Annotated in this window: 16 protein-coding genes; 11 read left to right on the top strand and 5 right to left on the bottom strand. The window is 40.2% G+C overall.

The features are described 5' to 3' along the window. Positions 1–284: 284 nt before the first annotated feature. Together P20429_RS18525 and P20429_RS18520 are read right to left on the bottom strand one after the other, a co-directional pair. Complete coding sequence (locus P20429_RS18525) at positions 285–2,441, bottom strand: TonB-dependent receptor domain-containing protein (RefSeq protein WP_007579939.1); 2,157 nt, start codon at positions 2,439–2,441, stop codon at positions 285–287. Between the two features lie 188 nt (positions 2,442–2,629). Beyond that, positions 2,630–3,481: a LysR family transcriptional regulator gene (locus P20429_RS18520; protein WP_007579940.1), complete on the bottom strand. Its 852-nt coding sequence runs from the start codon at positions 3,479–3,481 to the stop codon at positions 2,630–2,632. Between the two features lie 126 nt (positions 3,482–3,607). Between P20429_RS18520 and P20429_RS18515 the strand changes: the two genes are divergently transcribed. From P20429_RS18515 to P20429_RS18470, 9 genes are all read left to right on the top strand, one after another. Next, positions 3,608–4,207, top strand: coding sequence for a hypothetical protein (locus P20429_RS18515; protein ID WP_007579942.1), 600 nt, complete (start codon positions 3,608–3,610; stop codon positions 4,205–4,207). A 117-nt stretch (positions 4,208–4,324) separates the two neighbouring features. Beyond that, positions 4,325–5,407: a glycine cleavage system aminomethyltransferase GcvT gene (gcvT, locus tag P20429_RS18510; RefSeq protein WP_007579945.1), complete on the top strand. Its 1,083-nt coding sequence runs from the start codon at positions 4,325–4,327 to the stop codon at positions 5,405–5,407. 73 nt (positions 5,408–5,480) lie between these two features. Then, on the top strand, positions 5,481–5,870 hold the full coding sequence (gcvH, locus tag P20429_RS18505; protein ID WP_002958029.1) for a glycine cleavage system protein GcvH: 390 nt from the start codon (positions 5,481–5,483) through the stop codon (positions 5,868–5,870). Positions 5,871–6,031: 161 nt separating this feature from the next. Further along, positions 6,032–8,923 carry an aminomethyl-transferring glycine dehydrogenase gene (gene gcvP / locus P20429_RS18500; RefSeq protein ID WP_007579948.1) on the top strand — a complete coding sequence of 964 codons (2,892 nt, stop codon included), beginning with the start codon at positions 6,032–6,034 and terminating at the stop codon, positions 8,921–8,923. A 316-nt stretch (positions 8,924–9,239) separates the two neighbouring features. Next, positions 9,240–9,536 (top strand): type II toxin-antitoxin system RelE/ParE family toxin, encoded by a 297-nt coding sequence (locus tag P20429_RS18495; protein WP_007579950.1) that lies wholly within the window; start codon positions 9,240–9,242, stop codon positions 9,534–9,536. A gap of 5 nt (positions 9,537–9,541) precedes the next feature. Next, positions 9,542–9,826: an addiction module antidote protein gene (locus P20429_RS18490; protein ID WP_007579952.1), complete on the top strand. Its 285-nt coding sequence runs from the start codon at positions 9,542–9,544 to the stop codon at positions 9,824–9,826. 1,188 nt (positions 9,827–11,014) lie between these two features. Further along, positions 11,015–12,130: a hypothetical protein gene (locus tag P20429_RS18480; RefSeq protein WP_007579956.1), complete on the top strand. Its 1,116-nt coding sequence runs from the start codon at positions 11,015–11,017 to the stop codon at positions 12,128–12,130. Between the two features lie 9 nt (positions 12,131–12,139). Continuing rightward, positions 12,140–12,658: a hypothetical protein gene (locus P20429_RS18475; RefSeq protein WP_007579957.1), complete on the top strand. Its 519-nt coding sequence runs from the start codon at positions 12,140–12,142 to the stop codon at positions 12,656–12,658. Between the two features lie 398 nt (positions 12,659–13,056). Next, on the top strand, positions 13,057–13,950 hold the full coding sequence (locus P20429_RS18470) for an Abi family protein (RefSeq protein ID WP_007579958.1): 894 nt from the start codon (positions 13,057–13,059) through the stop codon (positions 13,948–13,950). Positions 13,951–14,184: 234 nt separating this feature from the next. On the opposite strand, the gene P20429_RS18465 is transcribed toward P20429_RS18470, so the two are convergent. The 3 genes from P20429_RS18465 to P20429_RS18455 all read right to left on the bottom strand — a co-directional run bounded on the left by P20429_RS18465 (position 14,185) and on the right by P20429_RS18455 (position 16,597). Continuing rightward, positions 14,185–15,333: a hypothetical protein gene (locus P20429_RS18465; protein WP_007579959.1), complete on the bottom strand. Its 1,149-nt coding sequence runs from the start codon at positions 15,331–15,333 to the stop codon at positions 14,185–14,187. 303 nt (positions 15,334–15,636) lie between these two features. Then, on the bottom strand, positions 15,637–15,945 hold the full coding sequence (locus P20429_RS18460) for a hypothetical protein (RefSeq protein ID WP_007579961.1): 309 nt from the start codon (positions 15,943–15,945) through the stop codon (positions 15,637–15,639). A gap of 406 nt (positions 15,946–16,351) precedes the next feature. Next, positions 16,352–16,597 carry a DUF4235 domain-containing protein gene (locus P20429_RS18455; protein ID WP_002958040.1) on the bottom strand — a complete coding sequence of 82 codons (246 nt, stop codon included), beginning with the start codon at positions 16,595–16,597 and terminating at the stop codon, positions 16,352–16,354. 325 nt (positions 16,598–16,922) lie between these two features. On the opposite strand from P20429_RS18455, the gene P20429_RS18450 reads away from it, so the two are divergent. After that, complete coding sequence (locus P20429_RS18450; protein ID WP_007579963.1) at positions 16,923–18,155, top strand: hypothetical protein; 1,233 nt, start codon at positions 16,923–16,925, stop codon at positions 18,153–18,155. A 225-nt stretch (positions 18,156–18,380) separates the two neighbouring features. After that, a complete protein-coding gene (locus tag P20429_RS18445) occupies positions 18,381–18,875 on the top strand; it encodes a hypothetical protein (protein WP_007378461.1) in 495 nt (164 codons plus the stop codon). Positions 18,876–18,924: the final 49 nt, after the last annotated feature.

Below are 18,924 nucleotides of genomic sequence, written 5' to 3' on the forward strand. Positions count from 1 at the left end.
CAAGACAAAAATAACGAAATATAGTTGTTCTTATATGAGTTATTTTTAACGTAGCTAGTGAACCATTTCTCCTATACAAAGCGCAGGTAAACGGTTTAATAACAAGGCAATAATTTAGATGTGTAGTGTTCTTACATAAAAAATTATTAACGCTGTTAGTGAACCGTTTATCTCATACAAAGCGCAGGTAAACGGTTTAATAACAAGGCAATAATTTAGATGTGTAGTGTTCTTACATAAAAAATTATTAACGTAGGTAGTGAACCGTTTAACCAGCTTTAAGCTTAAAAGCTATAAGTGTAGCCCATCTGTACAGTACGTGGCTTACCTGGTTGAATGCCACCGTTTGAACGGTTAGCAACGTATGTTTTATCAAACAAGTTATCAACGCTTAGGTATACTTTTTGATTTTCATCGATTAAGTATTTAGCAGCTAAATCCCATACTACGCGGCTATCAATTGCGTTTAAGCCCGACTGCGTTAAGTTAGCATGCGCGTCAGATACGTAACGTATTTGGCTGTTAACTACAAACGCAGAAAACTCAGCACCTAACGATAACGCTACTTGGTTTTCTGGTACGTAAGGCATTGCATCGCCTTTTTCTACCGTGCCCCAAATTTCTGAATCAAAATCGTTTTTAAACTCAGAGTCTGTGTAGGTATACGTTAATTTAACTGGGAACATAGCTGTATCAGTTGCAAACGTACGTGCTGCACTAAATTCAAAGCCCGCTACTTCTACTTCACCGTAGTTGTATTGGTCGCCAATGTTGTCGTCGCTACAACCAACCGCTGCAGTACAGTTACCGTGCATGTTGTTGTAGTCAGAGTAAAACGCAATTACTTCACCGCTAAAGCCATCCATATTAAAGCGAGAGCCAAACTCAATGTTTACACTTTCTTCTTCTTCTTGGTCAGCATTACCTGGTGCTGCTGGTGCATAACCTTTTTGAATGCCCGCAAGTAGCGTTACGTTTTCGTTAAGCGTGTAAGTAGCACCTAACGACGGAACTAAAATTTCAGTGTCGTTCGACACATCTTTAGTTAAACCGTTGCTGCGTGTTGGATCTGATTTAGACCACTCTTCACGCGTAATAGTAATGTCTTCATAACGAAGGCCTGCACTTACTACTAATGCATCAATTGTCCACTCGTCTTGAATAAACAAGGTACTTGCTTCTGCGCTATCTACACGGTTGCTGTCAGAGCCCGGAACGCCTTGCTCTGTAAGCGTTAAGCTTAGGTCTTGATTAAGCGTGTATTTGTCTTCCCATTGAAAACGATCCATTTCGTCTTCGTGGTAACGTACGCCAACAGTTACATAGTGATCGCCTGCAGGAATATGTAATTCAGACTGAATACCTTTAGCTTGGTAATCGCGGTTATTAGCTTTAATACCAATACCTTCAATACCTTCGCTTGTCGGGTTTGCTTCAAATTCACTGTATTGCTCAAGGTAGCTTTCGCTTACTTTGCTGGCTTTATACCAGTTACGATGAAAATCGTTTAAGTAAGCCGTAGCTAAAAACTCATAGCCATCACCAAAACGGTACGCGTAGTTAAGTTGGTATGCGTTGTGGCGAGTATTCATTTCATCGTTTTGCGATGCAGCATAACGACGGTAAGGACTTTCTTGATAGTCTTCGTCAGTTAAGCCCATGTATGTTTCGTCTGATGTTTCGTCAGAGTACTTAATTTTTAGCTCAAGATTATGCGCATCGTTTTGACCAAACGTATGACCAAACTTTAATAGTAAATCTGTTTTTTCAAAGCCGGTGTTGTCATTACCTACTGGCAGCTCTTTAAAGCCGTCTGCGCCGTAAGTAAATACTTCAATTAAGCCTGCTGTGTTGTTTTTTTCTTTACCGAAGTAAGCGTGACCTTTGTAGTAACCATCACCACCAAGGGCAGCATCTACCATACCCTTTGAGCTATTTGGCTCAGTAGGTAAGCTGCGCGAAAGTAAGTTTAAAACACCGCCCGTAGTACGCGGGCCATACTTAACTGATGCCGCGCCTTTTAATACTTCAATAGACTCCATACGACCCGTAGTAGGGAAGTAGTAAGCAGATGGTGCTGAATATGGTGCTGGTGCAACCAATACACCGTCTTCCATTACTGATATTTTATCGTTACGGCCAGTACCTGTGCCGCGCATACCAATATTAGGACGAAGGCCGTAGCCGTCTTCTTCTTGCACGTAAACGCCCGGAACAGACGCTAAAACGCGAGAAATATCAGTAAATTTGAATTTTTGAAGTTCTTCATCAGAAATAAACGTAGCCGAACCAGGAATATCGTTAATTGCTTGTTCTGAGCCAATAACGGTAATTTGTTCAAAGCGTTGTTCTTTATTGCTGGTGTCTTTTGCTATTGCAGTAGCACTAAAAGACAAAGCAACCGCAGTTGCTAGGGTAGATACTAAAAACTTAGGGTTCATTGTGTTCCTAATCATGTCAATTATCTTAATTGGCGTAATTTGAACACGTTAACGAATACGAATCAATGTTATTAAGTATTTAATTATTCAGTTTAATAGAACTAAAAGCACCTACTTATGCAACTTTGTTAACTAAATTGTTTCTTTTGTATTACTTTGTAATTGCTTTACTCGTTATAAAGTTTTGATTAGCTATAACCTAAACGTAGCGCTATAAACTCCGCGAGCTTATCTACTGCATGATCAGATTCACCCGAACTTTTAATTAAACTAATACCAATATTACCAAGAGTGGGTAAATGTTTGGTTTGAACTTGATAGTTAAGCTCACTCGGTACTGTGCTTTTAGCAAGTACGGTAATACCTAAGCCTTCTTTTAATGCAGCAATAAGGCCGGTTAAATCGGCGTTGCTATATACAATTCGGTATTTTATGCCCGCACTTTTTAATGCATCAATTGCGCGGCGACGATAAATACACCCCTCTGGTGCGGTAACTAGCGTAACCACGTCGTTTTGCGCAAGTGACAGGTCGCCCACCCACACCAGCTCGTCTTGCATAAAAATAGGAAACTTATCAGAGTTAAGTCGCTCATTTAGCGCAAGTACTAAATCGAACTGATCTTGGCGAGAAGCCGAAAGTAAATGTTTACTTAAACGCGACTTAACTTCTAACGACACCTCAGGGTAGAGCGCCACAAAGTCGCCAATAATAGAAGGTAAAATACGCGCAGCAAATTCGCTCGGGATACCCAAGCGCACTTTACCTGCGATGTTTTCTGATGTGAACTGCTGCAAAATAGCATCGTTGTGTTGCATCATTTGTTTTGCCATAGGCAATAATAGCTCGCCGTACTGGTTTAATACTTGGCGCTGTCCTTGTTTTTTAAATAGTTTATAGCCAAGCACGTCTTCTAAGCGCTTTATTTGCAAACTTACAGCAGGTTGCGACAGGCCAAGTAAATCGCCTGCTTTAGCAAAGCCGCCTATTTCAACTACCATCACAAAAGTACGTAAACCATCTGTTGATATGTTTTTCATATTTAAAATTACAATTTATATAGCTATATATATAAGTATTATTTATCAATTGATAAAAAATTACAATTTGTTGTTGGTAGGCGTGGGCAATATACTTTTGTAATCGAAAATACACAGGTGTTTGTTATGACTTTTAACCCAATAATGTTTGCCCGCCACAGCAACGCAAGTAGTGCGGTTACTAATGCTTTGCAAACTAACAACAATCACGTTGTAATGGATTTTAGCGGCACCGAAACCAGTGTATTTTTAAGCACTATTTTAGGGCTCGATTTAACTAAGCTTACCGCCAGCGGTTTAGGCTTAAAAGGCACGCTTGATGGCGACTATAATTCTGACTACAGCTTTGCTGTTTATTACTTTAGCGAAACCGCCTTTAGATTTGTACTGCCACATAACGCAAGCCTTCAACTACAAGCACTTATAAACGAGCAACAGCTACGTTTTGATATTGATTATGTAGTACGCACCGACCTAGCAAGCTTTATTTTAAGTGGCGACAACGCGTTTGATACTCTAGTAAATGCTTTTAAATTAACACCAGGTTTGCGCCTTTCTGACGCGCAACTATGCTACGGTACGCAAAGTGGTGATGTATTTATTACCGCCATTGATAAAAACGACGAACAACACTTTGTATTAGTCGCTAAACAACAAGAATTACAAAAATGGCAAAGCTACATGCAAGCGCAAGGTTTTGCACTTATGCATAGTGAAGCCGCATAACGAATACAAACAACAGGTGAACATAACAATGTTTACCTGTTTTTAATTGCGATTAAGCAATTAAAGTCTATTTAAGCCACGCCCTAAACAGGGTTAATTTAAACGTGAAGGAATGTTATGACTTCTAAAACTGTACTACATGCTAAGCACCTAGAAGCGGGCGCTAAAATGGTTGATTTTCATGGCTGGGAAATGCCAATCAACTACGGCTCACAAATAGAAGAACACAATAGCGTACGTACCGACGCAGGTATGTTTGATGTATCACACATGACTATTGTTGATATTAAAGGGCCTCAAGCACAAGCATTTTTACGTAAGCTAGTAGCTAACGACGTTGCAAAATTAACCGTACCAGGTAAAGCGCTTTACACAGGCATGCTTAACGAGCAAGGCGGTGTAATAGACGACTTAATTATTTATTTCTTTAGCGAAACCTTTTACCGCCTAGTTGTTAACTCAGCAACGCGCGAAAAAGACCTAGCGCATTTAGCTAACGTATCGAGCGACTTTGACGTAACGGTTACAGAGCGCCCTGAGTTTGCAATGATTGCAGTACAAGGCCCTAACGCTAAAGCAAAAACAGCCACTCTTTTAAATGCCGAGCAACAAGCAGCTGTTGAAGGTATGAAGCCGTTTTTTGGTGTTCAAGTAGGTGATTTATTTATTGCCACAACGGGTTATACTGGCGAAGACGGTTACGAAATAGTAGTACCGAACGACCAAGCAGCCGATTTATGGCAACAACTGCTAGACGCAGGGGTTAAGCCTGCTGGTTTAGGTGCACGCGACACGCTACGTTTAGAAGCAGGTATGAACCTTTACGGCCTAGATATGGACGAAAGCGTATCACCACTTGCAGCTAACATGGCATGGACCATTGCATGGGAACCAGAAGATCGCGACTTTATTGGCCGTGATGTACTTGTTAAGCAACGCGCAGAAAAAAGCACTGACAAACTAGTTGGCTTAGTGTTTGAAGAAAAAGGCGTTTTGCGTAGCGGTTCTAAAGTAATTGTTGACGGTGGGATAGGTATTATTACTTCTGGTACTTTTTCACCAACACTTGGTTTTAGTGTAGCCCTTGCACGTGTACCACGTTCAACAGGCGATACAGCTCAAGTAGAAATGCGTAAAAAATTAGTAAACGTTAAAGTAGTAAAGCCTAGCTTTGTACGTAACGGAAAATCAATAATTTAAATAATTTGGTTATACCAATCACAATAATTATTGTGATTGGTATCCTCCCAATATAAACCAAAGGACAAATAAAATGAGCAACATTCCTAGCGAGTTAAAATACGCACCTTCACACGAGTGGGTTCGTAACGAGGGCGACGGTACATTTACTGTTGGTATTTCTGAGCATGCACAAGAACTTCTTGGCGACATGGTATTTGTTGAATTACCAGAAGTTGGCGACGAAGTAGACGCTGGCGAAGACTGTGCAGTAGCAGAGTCGGTTAAAGCAGCATCAGACATTTACGCACCAATTAGTGGCGAAATTGTTGCTATTAACGAAGAGCTTGAAGATTCACCTGAAACAGTAAACAACGACGCTTACGGCGACGGTTGGTTATTCCGTATTAAAGCATCTGACGAGTCTGAGCTAGACAACTTATTAGACGCTGAAGGTTACTCGCACACTATCGACGAAGAATAATCATTTTTTGAAGATAACTAAAAGCCCCGTTTAATGTATAAAAATGGGGCTTTTATGATTTTACAGCATACAACCCCATACTGAGTGAGCTGTTAAATCATCAAATATTTTAATTAATGCTAGTTACCCATTAGCATTTAGGATCATAGGAATCTGGATTCATGTCAAACGCCAAATCTCTTGAAGAACTAGAGCAAAAGCAAGATTTTATTCGCCGCCATATTGGGCCAAGCCCAGCACAAGTAAGCGATATGCTAAGTGCTTTAGAAGTATCGAGTGTGCAAGAGCTCATTGACCAAACTGTACCGGCTAGCATTCGTCTAGAACAACCGCTAACAGTTGGCGAAAGCCGTACTGAAGTTGAAACACTAAGCTACCTAAAATCAGTAGCCAGCAAAAATAAAGTTTTCAAATCGTACATTGGCCAAGGCTACCACCCAACTAACGTACCGCACGTAATTTTACGTAACGTACTAGAAAATCCAGGTTGGTATACAGCGTACACACCGTATCAGCCAGAGATTGCACAAGGGCGTTTAGAATCATTATTAAACTTCCAGACTATGACCCTAGATTTAACTGGTCTTGATTTAGCAAGTGCATCACTACTTGACGAATCAACAGCGGCTGCAGAGGCTATGGGCCTTGCAAAACGCGTATCAAAAGCTAAAAAAGCCAATGCCTTTTTTATTGCCGACGACGTACACACACAAACAATCGACGTAGTAACAACGCGTGCCGAGCAGTTTGGTTTTGAAATAATTGTAGGTAAAGCAGAAGATGCCGTAAATCACGACATTTTTGGCGCATTGTTCCAATACCCAACTACATCAGGCGAAGTGGTAGATATAACTGACCTAATTGCTGGCGTACAAAGCAAAAAGGCCATTGCCTGTGTTGCTGCTGACATAATGAGTTTATTACTATTAAAAGCACCGGGTAAATTAGGCGCAGACGTAGTACTTGGTTCGGCTCAACGTTTTGGCGTACCTATGGGTTACGGCGGTCCACACGCTGCATTTTTTGCAACACGTGACGCATACAAGCGTTCATTACCAGGTCGTATTATTGGTGTATCTAAAGACCGTTTAGGTAACGACGCACTACGTATGGCAATGCAAACGCGCGAACAACATATTCGCCGCGACAAAGCCAACTCAAACATTTGTACAGCGCAGGTATTACTTGCCAACATGGCAGCGTTTTACGCGGTGTACCACGGCCCACAAGGCTTAAAAACTATCGCGCAGCGTATACATCGCTTTGCTGATATTTTAGCAAGTGGTCTTAAAGCTAAAGGCATCGCACTTAAGCACAGCACGTGGTTTGATACGCTAACAGTAGTAAGCGACAGCAAAAACGACGTAACAGCACGTGCAATTGCAAAAGGCGTAAACTTTGCTACAAACCACGAAGGCGAGTACTCAATTTCGGTATCAGAGACAACAACACGTGCCGATGTAGCTGAGTTATTCGATATTATTTTAGGCGAAGGCCATGGCCTAAGTGTTGACGCTATTGCAGCCGACGTTGAAGCAAATGGCAGCGAGTCAATTCCTGCAAGTTTAGTACGTGACGACGAAGTACTAACGCATCCAAACTTTAACAGCTACCATAGCGAAACAGACATGCTTCGCTACATTAAGCGACTAGAAAGCAAAGACTTATCGCTTAATCACTCAATGATCTCGTTAGGCTCATGTACCATGAAACTAAACGCGACTGCTGAGATGATCCCAATTACGTGGCCTGAATTTGCAAACCTTCACCCATTCTGCCCGCTAGATCAAGCAGAGGGTTACCAAATAATGATTGGCGAGCTACACGACTGGCTAGTAAACATTACTGGTTACGATGCAGTATCACTTCAGCCAAACTCTGGCGCGCAAGGTGAATACGCAGGCTTAATCGCGATTCGTAAATACCACGAGTCACGCGGTGACGCACACCGTAATGTATGTTTAATCCCAAGCTCTGCGCACGGTACTAACCCTGCATCAGCGCAAATGGCAAGCATGAAAATTGTGGTAGTTAACTGCGATAAAAACGGTAACGTAGACATGGTTGACCTTAAAGCGAAAGCTGAGGAAGTGTCTGAAAACTTATCGTGTATTATGATCACATACCCGTCTACGCATGGCGTATACGAAGAAACAATTCGCGAAATTTGTGACATTATTCATGAGCACGGCGGCCAAGTTTACATGGACGGCGCAAACATGAACGCGCAAGTTGGCGTAACAAGCCCAGGCTTTATTGGCTCAGACGTATCGCACTTAAACTTGCATAAAACGTTTTGTATTCCACACGGCGGCGGCGGTCCAGGTGTTGGCCCAATTGGTGTTAAATCGCACCTTGCGCCATTTATGCCAAACCACAGCGTAATTAACGTACCAGGTACTAACATTGGTAACGGTGCGGTATCGGCAGCGCCTTACGGCTCAGCCGCTATTTTACCTATTTCATGGGCTTACATCACCATGATGGGTTCAGAGGGCTTAAAACAAGCGACTGAAATGGCAATTGTTAATGCTAACTACTTAACGCATGAGCTAAGCAAGCACTTCCCAATTTTATACCGTGGTCGTAACAACCGTGTTGCTCACGAATGTATTGTTGACTTACGCCCACTTAAAGAGCTATCAGGCATTACTGAAATGGACGTAGCTAAGCGCCTGCAAGATTACGGCTTCCATTCACCAACTATGTCGTTCCCAGTAGCTGGCACATTAATGATTGAGCCAACTGAGTCTGAATCAAAAGGTGAGATTGACCGCTTTATCGAAGCAATGGTGTCAATTAAAGGCGAAATTGAAAAAGTAATCTCTGGCGAATGGTCAATCGAAAACAATCCGCTAGTGTTTGCACCGCATACACAAGGCGACGTATTAGGTAACGAATGGGACCGCGCGTACGACCGTTTTTACGCTGCATTCCCAGTGCCTGCAGTGGCTAAAAACAAGTTCTGGCCAACCGTTACACGTATTGATGACGTATACGGCGACCGTAACTTAGTATGTTCATGCCCAGCGGTTGAGACTTATCGCGACTAAGAGCAGAGACTAATTTTTGAACTTTAATGGGAAGTAAGTTCTATTATAGTTTGGGAATTTATCAAAATTATAAAAGCCGTTGCAGCAATGCAACGGCTTTTTTGTGTGTGGTGATAAGCCATAAATTATATGGGCGTAGGTTGGGAAGAGTGAAACGAAGCCCAACAAGTCCCAAATATACTTACTCGCTCAAAAGCCAAGAGTATGTGTTATTTATTGTAGGCGTTTAGCTTGCTGACGCGTTGATTGTTAAATCAAAATTCGGTATCCCTTAAATAAAATTGCACGTATGTAGCCTTTGGGCTACAATGGTTTTATGAAATATCGTATTAAGAAAACCAACGAGTTCGATAAATGGCTTAAAAAGCTCAAAGATCGTCAAGCTTTTATGGCAATAGCTAAACGTATTACACGTGCCATAAATGGAAACTTTGGCGATAGTGAATCTGTTGGTGGTGGCATATCTGAAATGCGAATTTTCGTAGGGAAAGGCTATCGTGTTTATTACATAATTAGAGGCGGTGAAGTTATTTTACTACTCAATGGTGGACACAAAGGTACACAAGGTAAAGACATTACCAAAGCAAAAGCCCTTTTAAGAGAATTGGAGTAATTATTATGGCGCTACAAACATCAGATTTTAACCCGTTTGACTATATGGAAACACAGCAAGAAATTAATACATTTTTAGAAGAGTGTTTAGCTGATGATGATCCAAATACCTTTATTGAAGCACTTGGCTTATTAGTTAAAAAGCATGGCGTGAGTGATATTGCTAAAGCAACGGGGTTAAACCGTGAAAGCTTATATAAAGCAGTTAACGGTAAAACTAAACCACGTTGGGAAACTATTTTTAAAGTGATGAAAGCACTTAACTTTCGCCTTACAACACAAGTTGCATAGGCTAGGTAGAGTGAAACGAAACCCAACAATTCACAAATATACTTACTCGCTCAAAAACCAAGAGTATGTGTTATTTATTGTAGGCGTTTAGCTTGCTTACGCGCGGGCGGCAGCCCGAATAAGTATTTGAATAGGTGTTTGAGGTTATCATCACCGATAACGTGAATACGTTTGGCACTTTTTAAAGATTAGAAACCTTATTCAAGGTTTTGTCGCGCTGGCTTGGTGAGCCAAAGAGGGGCTATAGATTTTTAAATTTTACTCTGCTGCAAGTAATTCATCCTTGAAGCTGGGTTACTGTCGGCATCCATGCCTTCACTTCCTCATACTGCGAAGCTGCGCTTCGGTTATTCGTCACCTCTCAGCGCCACCCGAGCATCACGCTTGATCCTTCAATGCACAATTGATGTGAACGTAAACGCCATGAAAGCACATCCATGTGCAAGCATGGCTTTCATTTCATCCATGAAATGCATTACTCATCAATTGCTTATTTTCAGGGCGTGATGACGGGGGAAGGGTGTTAAACGTGAGGTTGGTGTTTGGTCTTGGCAAGAAACAAGACCTGCACCTCTCTGTAGTTCCTCTAGGCTGGGTAGAGTGTAACGAAACTCAGCAAATCCTAAATATACTTATTCGCTCAAAAGCTAAGAGTATGTGTTATTAGTTATAGGCGTTTAGCTTGCTGACGCGCGGGCGGCAGCCCGAATGAGTATTTAAATAGGTGTTTGAGGTTTATCATCACCGATAATGTGAATACGTTTGGCACTTCTAGAAATTAAAAAACCTTATTCAAGGTTTTGTCGCACTGGCGACGGCAGCCAAAGAGGGGCTGCCGCTGGTCCCTCTCTGGACACTCTCAGCGCACCCGAGCATCACGCTTAATCCTTCAAACCACAATTGATGTGAATGTAAACGCCATGAAAGCACATCCATGTGCAAGCATGGCTTTCATTTCATCCATGAAATGCATTACTCATCAATTGCTTATTTTCAGGGCGTGATGACGTGGGAGGGTGTTAAACGTGAGATTGGTGTTTGGTCTTGGCTTATAAAAATAGGAATGACTAAAGTAATTTTTGATATTTGCACAGTTTTATATTCAGCTAGTGTTAACTTATTGCTTTTTAAACACCTTTTTACCTGTTAATATTTATTTTTTAAAAACCTATGTTTTAAGGAAGTCATATGGCAGAAAGTGGGCTCATTACATTTTTTGAAGTTACAGAGTGCGGACTACATAAACTTGAAAAAATAAATACACTTAACGGGAAAACTAAAAATAAATATAATCATGTTAGTGGCGGGCTTACTGAAACTATAAATGAGGTTGCTAAGTGGGTTGCAGATGTAGGGAAGGACAGCTTTAAAAATACATTACCTTGGGATGCAGATTCTAACCCTAATAGAGAAAGAGTTTATTGCGCAGATTTTTTTCAAGATGAAAAGTCTGGTGATGCATTATTTGTATTTTGCAAAGCCTTAGAAAATGGCGATGATTCATTAAATGGCTTTGTGGAAGATGCTAAGTTTGGGGATAAAGCCGGAAGTGTAGTAAGGGTTGATAAACAAGTCAAAGGTAAAAAATTAATTTATGCAAAGCCAATGTATTATTGGTTTATTCCTCGTCTTGGGCTCATTGCGAGTATTAAATTTCCCCATTCTGTTGCTGCAACAGATTTGATTACTGACTACTTTAAGCGGTGTATAGATAATTTTATCCCTAATGAATGTAAGAGAGTTACTCAGTACCAACAAGATGCACCTAATGGAAAAGAAGTGACTGTAAAAAGAGTTAGATATAACGATGCTAATGACAATGAGATGACTTACTTATTTAGAGCTTGCAAAAAAGAGCTTAACATTAAAAATGTAAGTTTGAAGTATCTCGCTGATAACATAACTCACCTTGTTGTACGAGATACTATTTCTTATAAAAAAGAAATAGAAGAAGATGGTCTGTTTTCTTTTTTTAATAAGATAAAGAAGAAACAACCAAAGTTAAAAAGAGATCAAGAGGTAGAAATAATTGAACCAACACGTTTGGATGAGCATCAATTGAAAGGTATAATGGAAGTGCAAGTCGAGGAGCATGTAACCTCTGGCTGGAACAATGTTGGTTTTAGGCTTAATGATGAAGATTCTACAAAGTGGTTTAATAGCTATGTTGCAAGAAAGCATATAAAATTAGATTGTATTAAAGTCTGCGATACTTATTTCCAAGCTATTGATGTATTCGATTGCTTAGATGCTCAAAGAGAAAAGCTGTTAGTTGACTTTGAAGAAACTGCTAAATTAGCTTAAGGTTAAAATATGGATGCTTTTATTTGGACATTAAAACAAGTTGCTTTCTTAATAATAGGTATTGCTGTTGCTGCTACTTTTAGTGATACAGTTGCAGTTTCAAAGTTTTCACCAGTATTGGCCACTCTTCAGAATATTTCAGCCGCTGTTTTTACACTTGCAGGAATTTGGGTTGCGTATCTATACCCCGAAGCTATAACTGCCTTAGCTAACCCCAAAAAAGTAAAGCTTTTAGAAGGGATTGAGGCAACACAAAGAATCAAAATGCTCGTTTTGACTATATTTACTTCAGCTTTTGTTCTTATTTGGATTTTAATGCTGAACACACTAAAACCTATATTTGAGTCATTTATATTTGTTAAAGAATATTCATATTGGTTTAAATTATTTTATTTTGGTTTTATTTTATACTTAGTGCTTAATCAGGTTTGGTCGGTGCTTAGGATTATGGGTGCGAATATCGACTTTATTCATAGTCTAAGTTACAGGAAGACAGAGCAAGAAATTCAGGATAAGTTAAATAAATAATAGGGTGTCAGTATCCGTGATCCCACTTTCGAAATATAAAAAACTCATCCATTAGAAAGTTCCGGTCAAGCAGGCTACTGTTTTTGCTTGACCTTTTTATTCAAAACTAAGCGTTCTTATTATTTAAACTCAATTTAAATATGACTACGCACATAGTCATGACGTCGATTGGTGTGAATATGAATCGTGGCTTGAATAAAGAACGCCATATAAATTAGTCCCTTGGCTTGCCCCACAGTTATCGTTTAGCGCCAGTATCAGCCCAAACTACAAATATCTTGAAATTATACTTTTAAGCTCTATAATTACGCGTAACAACACCCCTCCCGCTACCCGTAAGCTCAGCGCCCTGCGAGGGGTTAATTATTTCTATAGCATGATAAAAGGATTTAGCCTTCATGCAGTTCCCTAAAGCCCCCATAACATTTGCGCAGCAAGTCGACTTACTAGAAGATCGCGGGCTAGTAATTAATGATAAAGAATCAGCAGCCTTTTATCTTAGCCATATCAATTATTACAGGCTAGGCACTTATTGGTGGTCGTTTATTGAAGATCATCAAAACCATACTTTTAAGTCTGCTACTACGTTTGAGCAAGTGTTAAATCTGTATTCTTTCGATAGAGAATTAAGACTGTTACTACTTGATGCCATTGAGCGAATAGAAGTTTCTCTGCGAACTCAGTGGGCATATCATTTAGCAAAAAAGCATGGTTCACATGCACATTTAAATCCTACTGCATTTACTTCTAAATTTAATCATAATGACTTCGTTAGTAATATTTGTGCTGAAATTCAACGAACGTCAGATACAAATATAAAAAAGCAAAATCACAAATATAATGAAGAAACACCCGCTATTTGGATTATTGCTGAAGTAATGAGCTTCGGCTGGCTTTCAAGAAGTTATGATGCAATAGGGCGACGAGCGCTAAAAAATGATATTGCAGATTCATATAAAGTAAAAGAAACAATACTTTCATCTTTTTTACACCACATAACGACGGTGCGTAATATCTGTGCCCACCACAGCCGTTTATACAACCGAGATTTTACATTTACCATGAAGCTGCCAACAAATGGCGACAGTGTTTTACTTAATAGTTTTAGTGATACAGCTAAGCAGTTATACAACACACTCGTTATGTGTGCTTATTTTATGGATTTAATTAGCCCTAATCACCATTGGAAACAAAAGTTAGCTAGCTTGATTGAGGTGTATAATATTGATGTAACCGAAATGGGCTTCCCTGAAAATTGGAAAACGTTACCTATCTGGAATAGCATTAAATAAACTAAGAGCTAATTAAGCCCTCAGTTAACTGTAAAAACCAGAGGCACTATATTTTTATTACACATCAAGTACTTAGGTTTTTAGTTTGTTACTCATTGAGTTAATTACTTTGACGAGACCACGGCGAGCAGAGTTTAATAATGCGTTTACCATGTGATTAACCGTGGAGAGTGCGTGAGAAAATAAAGGGCAATATTATTGCCCTTTTTACGCGCTTAAATTGGTCGTTATAAACTATAGCGCGACTAAGCTTTGCGCTAGCATTGCCTTTATTTGTTTTACTATTTTAGCTTCTGTTTCAGGTTCGAATTGTTGTATTCGTGGAGTATGGATATGCCCTGTAGGTATACTTGAATTAAGCGCATCGCGCAGGCGAATACTTCGGTACGATATTTCGTTGGATAGGTAACCACCGCCGCCGCCATTAACCGCAATACTATTTTTAAGCTCGCCGTACGAACCCGCTTTATAGGTTTTTTCAAGCGTGGTGACTTCGTGATTGTCGATAACTTTATAAGGGCCTTTGGCTTGTTGCATGTAAGTTACAGGCAAGCTAAATTTTACAAACTCGTTGCCCGGGAGTGGTCGGCCATTAAGCTTTGGTATTACTGGGCTTGTTTGCGTTCCACCATACACAATATTGGCATTATCGGGGGCGGTTACACTGCGGCGTTTACCCGGAAAGTGCTCTAAATCAAATTCTGTTCTGCCCATACTTACGGTTACTACCATGTCTACATTATTAAGTGCGTAGTAGGGGGCAAGTAGCGACTCTATTATACCTTCATCAAAGTCTTCGTAGCGTACAGGCACCATAACGGTGTTAATTTCTGCGCTTATGCCGTTGTAATTAATAACTTGGCCGTCGAGTAATAACGCTGCAACACCTGAGGGGTTACTTTGGTTTATGTTTTTATCGAGTAAAAAAGGGTCAAAGCCCGTTAGTAATATTTTTTTAGTGCTGCCTGATGAAAAAGCAAGATCGGTACGGCCTCTGCTGCCTTCCTCAAGTAGGGTTAGTAAAGTATTTAGTTGAGCCTGCGTAATTGAAAATTTAGGCGATGTTGTGCGTATTACTTTGCTTGAAAGCAGGCGTGCCCAGTAAAGCTCTCGGTCGTCGTAGTTATTGGTTTTTACTATGCGTTGTTTTGCGTTTTCCCACAGTTCAAAACTAAAGTTTTGTACTAATATTTTTGCACTTTTAAAGTCGTTTAATTCTTTAAATTGCTGTTCAAAACTTGATACTTGTGGGGTAAATGCATTTAAAACATTTGGCATTGCTGATTGTGCTTTGTTGATACGCTGTTCTTCAACAGTTAAAGGATTACTTAAAGCAGCGAATGAAGAGGCAATTAAGCTGGTCGCTAATAATACTTTGATCATAATACTCCTAAGATAAAGCTATTGTTTTATGTGTAATTTACTATCCTACTATTGCTAACTTAGGGCAACCAATTAACGTTGAATCGACTGAAATTTGCTTTTGCCGTGCATTAGTATTGTTTAACGGCCAATTAGTATCACCGGCTAATAAAAATCCCTGAGTCAAAAATTGATCTTTATAGGTTCTACTTTAAGCTCTAATAAAAGTAAAAAGCCGTTATAGGAATGCAACGGCTTTTCATTATGGTTTTATGCGCTTCGGCTACACGAGCGAAAGGCCTTATATCCCTTTAAAACCCTCTATTAATCGTCAGGTCCTTTTAAGGTAAACACTAAATGTTTACGCATATCTTTTAAAATCACGCCCTTTTTAAGCATTGCGCCGCTTAAGCGTTTTTGCCACTTTAATAAGTCAGGCTCTGCGGCCGCTAAGGCTTGCTCGTTTTCAAACTGAAAGCACAGCAGTAGTGTACTTGGAAATAAGTGGTATTCCACATCAAACCAGCATTGCAGCATGCCTGGGAGCTCAGCGCGGCCTTGTTCTTCTAATTTTTCAGCAGTATTAAGTACAAGTGCTTGCTGCTTTATTTGCACTGCAGAGAGTTTTTTCATTATTAAAATCCAAGTTAGCGGCTAAAAAATGCAGCCGGAATGCGTGCATTATACGCAAGCTTGTAGGCAGGCAACAACTTTGAAAGAGAGTTAATGTTTAATAGGTTAATGTTCAATAGAGTGTATCTGTTTAAAATCTAGGGGTCTTGTTGGAAGGCGCCTTTGGCTTTTTCAACCTACGTAGGTTGAATAAGCGGCGCAGCCGTGCCATCCGACATTTTAAATTTAACCACAGAACCCCTTTTTAGATATTAATTTTAACGCGTGTTTTAACTCAATGATAAAAAACCTTATTCAAGGTGTTTGCCAGGTTGCTTGCAACAACTAAGGAGTAGCTGTCGCAAGCCGCTCTTAGAGCCTCACCGCATTACGCTTAATACTTATAAGAGGTATCAATCGGGTCGGTTTATTTAGATCGGCGCTTGTCTAGCACATAACGTACGGCCATTCTTGCAACACCCGCACCAATACCTGAGACCACTGCCCATGTAACGGCCTCTTTAAGATCAGTTTCTTCGCTTGGTCTATCTTTTGGTGCTGGTTCGTTGGTAACCTTTTCCCACGATTTTTGTAAAGTTTTCCTTGTTAACATACCTGCTGATGCAGCGGCCAGACCTATACCTATCGTCGTAATTAGCTGTTTATTACTCATATTACCCTCGATTATTTAGTTGTAGCGTGAGTTATCAATATGTAACTCTTTAAGTAAGAACAGTAGTACCAGCAATTTACATACCGATAGGTTGAGGAGCTTTTAAATTAGGGCGTTTTGTATTTGTGCAAATTAGTCGTTTAAAACCACGCTCACACACAAGCTAAATAATCAATGTAGAGCGTGCACAACCCTACTTGAAATATTTTTTAGATATTAACCCTGCAATTTAACTTACCTTCTAGCCGGCTTATCGCACTCATTGTTGTACAGATAGTAAACACTTTTATCCTATGCTTTAATATTAAAAACAAGGGAGGGCGTTATGAGTAAAAATAGATTTTTATTTAATAAATACGTTGCGGTAATGGCTGTGTCGGGCACTTTGGCTGCACCGCTACCAGTGCTGAGCAACGATAGGGGGCCGCTAGTTGAGCAGCTTTGTGCTAGTTGCCATAGTTTAACTAACCTTGAGCGCAGCGCGGGTTATAGTCAGCAGGACTGGCAAACATTAATAAGCTATATGGTTGATACGGGCGCAGATACTGCGCTTAATAAAGATATAAGCGCTTATTTAGCTGAGCATTATCCTGTTAATACCAAGCGCGAATCTAAGGTTGTTACGGGCGATTTAAAGCTTAGCTTTAAGTACTGGCAAGTGCTTACGCTTGGGCAGCGCGCTCGCGATCCGGTACAAGGTAAAAACGGACTTATTTGGTGGGTTGGCCAGTGGGGTAATATTTTAGGTAGGTTAGACCCTAAAACCGGCGATATGAAAGAGTACACACTGCCAAGTGGTACCTATGCGCACAGTGTGTCGCTTGATAAAAATCAAACTCCTTGGTTTTTAGGGAATAAAAATGGCACGGTTGGATATTTAGATTTAAAAACCGAAAAATTTAAAGTATATAAAATGCCCGATAAAAACGCCCGCGACCCGCATACCGGTGTATTTGACGAGGCAGGTATATTTTGGTTTACCCTCCAACACAGTAATATGATTGGCAAGCTAGACCCTACAACTGGCGATATTAAACTCGCTACTTTACCCACTAAAGGCTCACGGCCATATGGTATTAAGCTTGATTCAAACGGGTCACCGTGGGTCTCGTGTAATGGTAGTAACTGTTTGGTTAAAGTTGATAAAAGCTCTATGGAGCTTAGCGAAATTAAACTCCCGGGTGCTAAAACGCATGCAAGGCGACTTGCCATTACGCCTGACGATATGGTTTTTTATGTGAACTCTGGCATGGGTAAACTTGGCCGCTATAACCCAAAAACCAAGAAGATCACCCAGTGGGATAATCCCAGCGGTGAAAACAGCCACCCGTATGCAATTGAATATGCAGATAACGCTATTTGGTTTAACGAGTCAGCTAAACGCCCTGAAACCTTAGTAAGGTTCGACCTTAATACCGAAACCATGCAAAGCTGGCAAATTCCGAGTAAAGAGGGGGTTTACTCAGGTTTAATTAGGCATATGCGCATGGGGAATAACGGGCTGATTATTCACCAAACAGCGACTAACCAATTAGCTGAAATTACATGGTCTAAGTAATAATTTTAATTAATATATTTATATTAAAAACGGCATACCGCTTGTTAGTAAGTTTGTTTATGTAGATAGGATTTTTTTACAAAATTTAGCAATTTTTACTCTAATAATAAGAGTGTTAGTACTGGGGTGTGTTTTATCTTTTTGATTTTAAATGATAATTTACTTGGTTTGAGTTTTGCTTGGTAGTAAGTGTATTTTCTTAAATAAATAAATAAAGGAGTTATTATGAGTACCGTTATTACTGGGTTATTCGAAAGTGCATCACAAGCAACACTCGCAATTTATAGATTAGAAGCTTTAGGTATTAATGAAGCTGATATTAGTATTGTAGCCAACGACTCATACGCAAAGGAAGATTTTGCTGTAGACGAAGGTACTAAAGCTGCCGAGGGCGGCATTATAGGCGCGGCTTCAGGTGGTATTCTTGCTGCAATTATTGGCGGATTTACTGCCGTAGGGACTGTAGCAACAGGTGGTACGGGCTTATTAGTTGCCGGTCCATTAGTCGCTGCATTTGCTGCTGGTGGAGCAGGCGCTGCAGTAGGTGGTACTTTAGGTGCCGCAGTTGGTGCGTTTATCCCCGAGCACGAAATTAAGTACTACGAAGACGCCATTGAAAAAGGCTCTATATTAATTGGTATTAAGTACGATAGTGACAACAAAAACGCTATTGAAGAAATACTTAACAATGCAGGCGCAAGTAACGTTTCTACAGCGTAATGCTAGCTAATTAGTTTCAAAATTAATAAAAAAGGTGAAACTTAGTTTC

It is taken from the genome of Pseudoalteromonas sp. BSi20429 (assembly GCF_000238895.1).
Taxonomy (GTDB): domain Bacteria; phylum Pseudomonadota; class Gammaproteobacteria; order Enterobacterales; family Alteromonadaceae; genus Pseudoalteromonas; species Pseudoalteromonas arctica.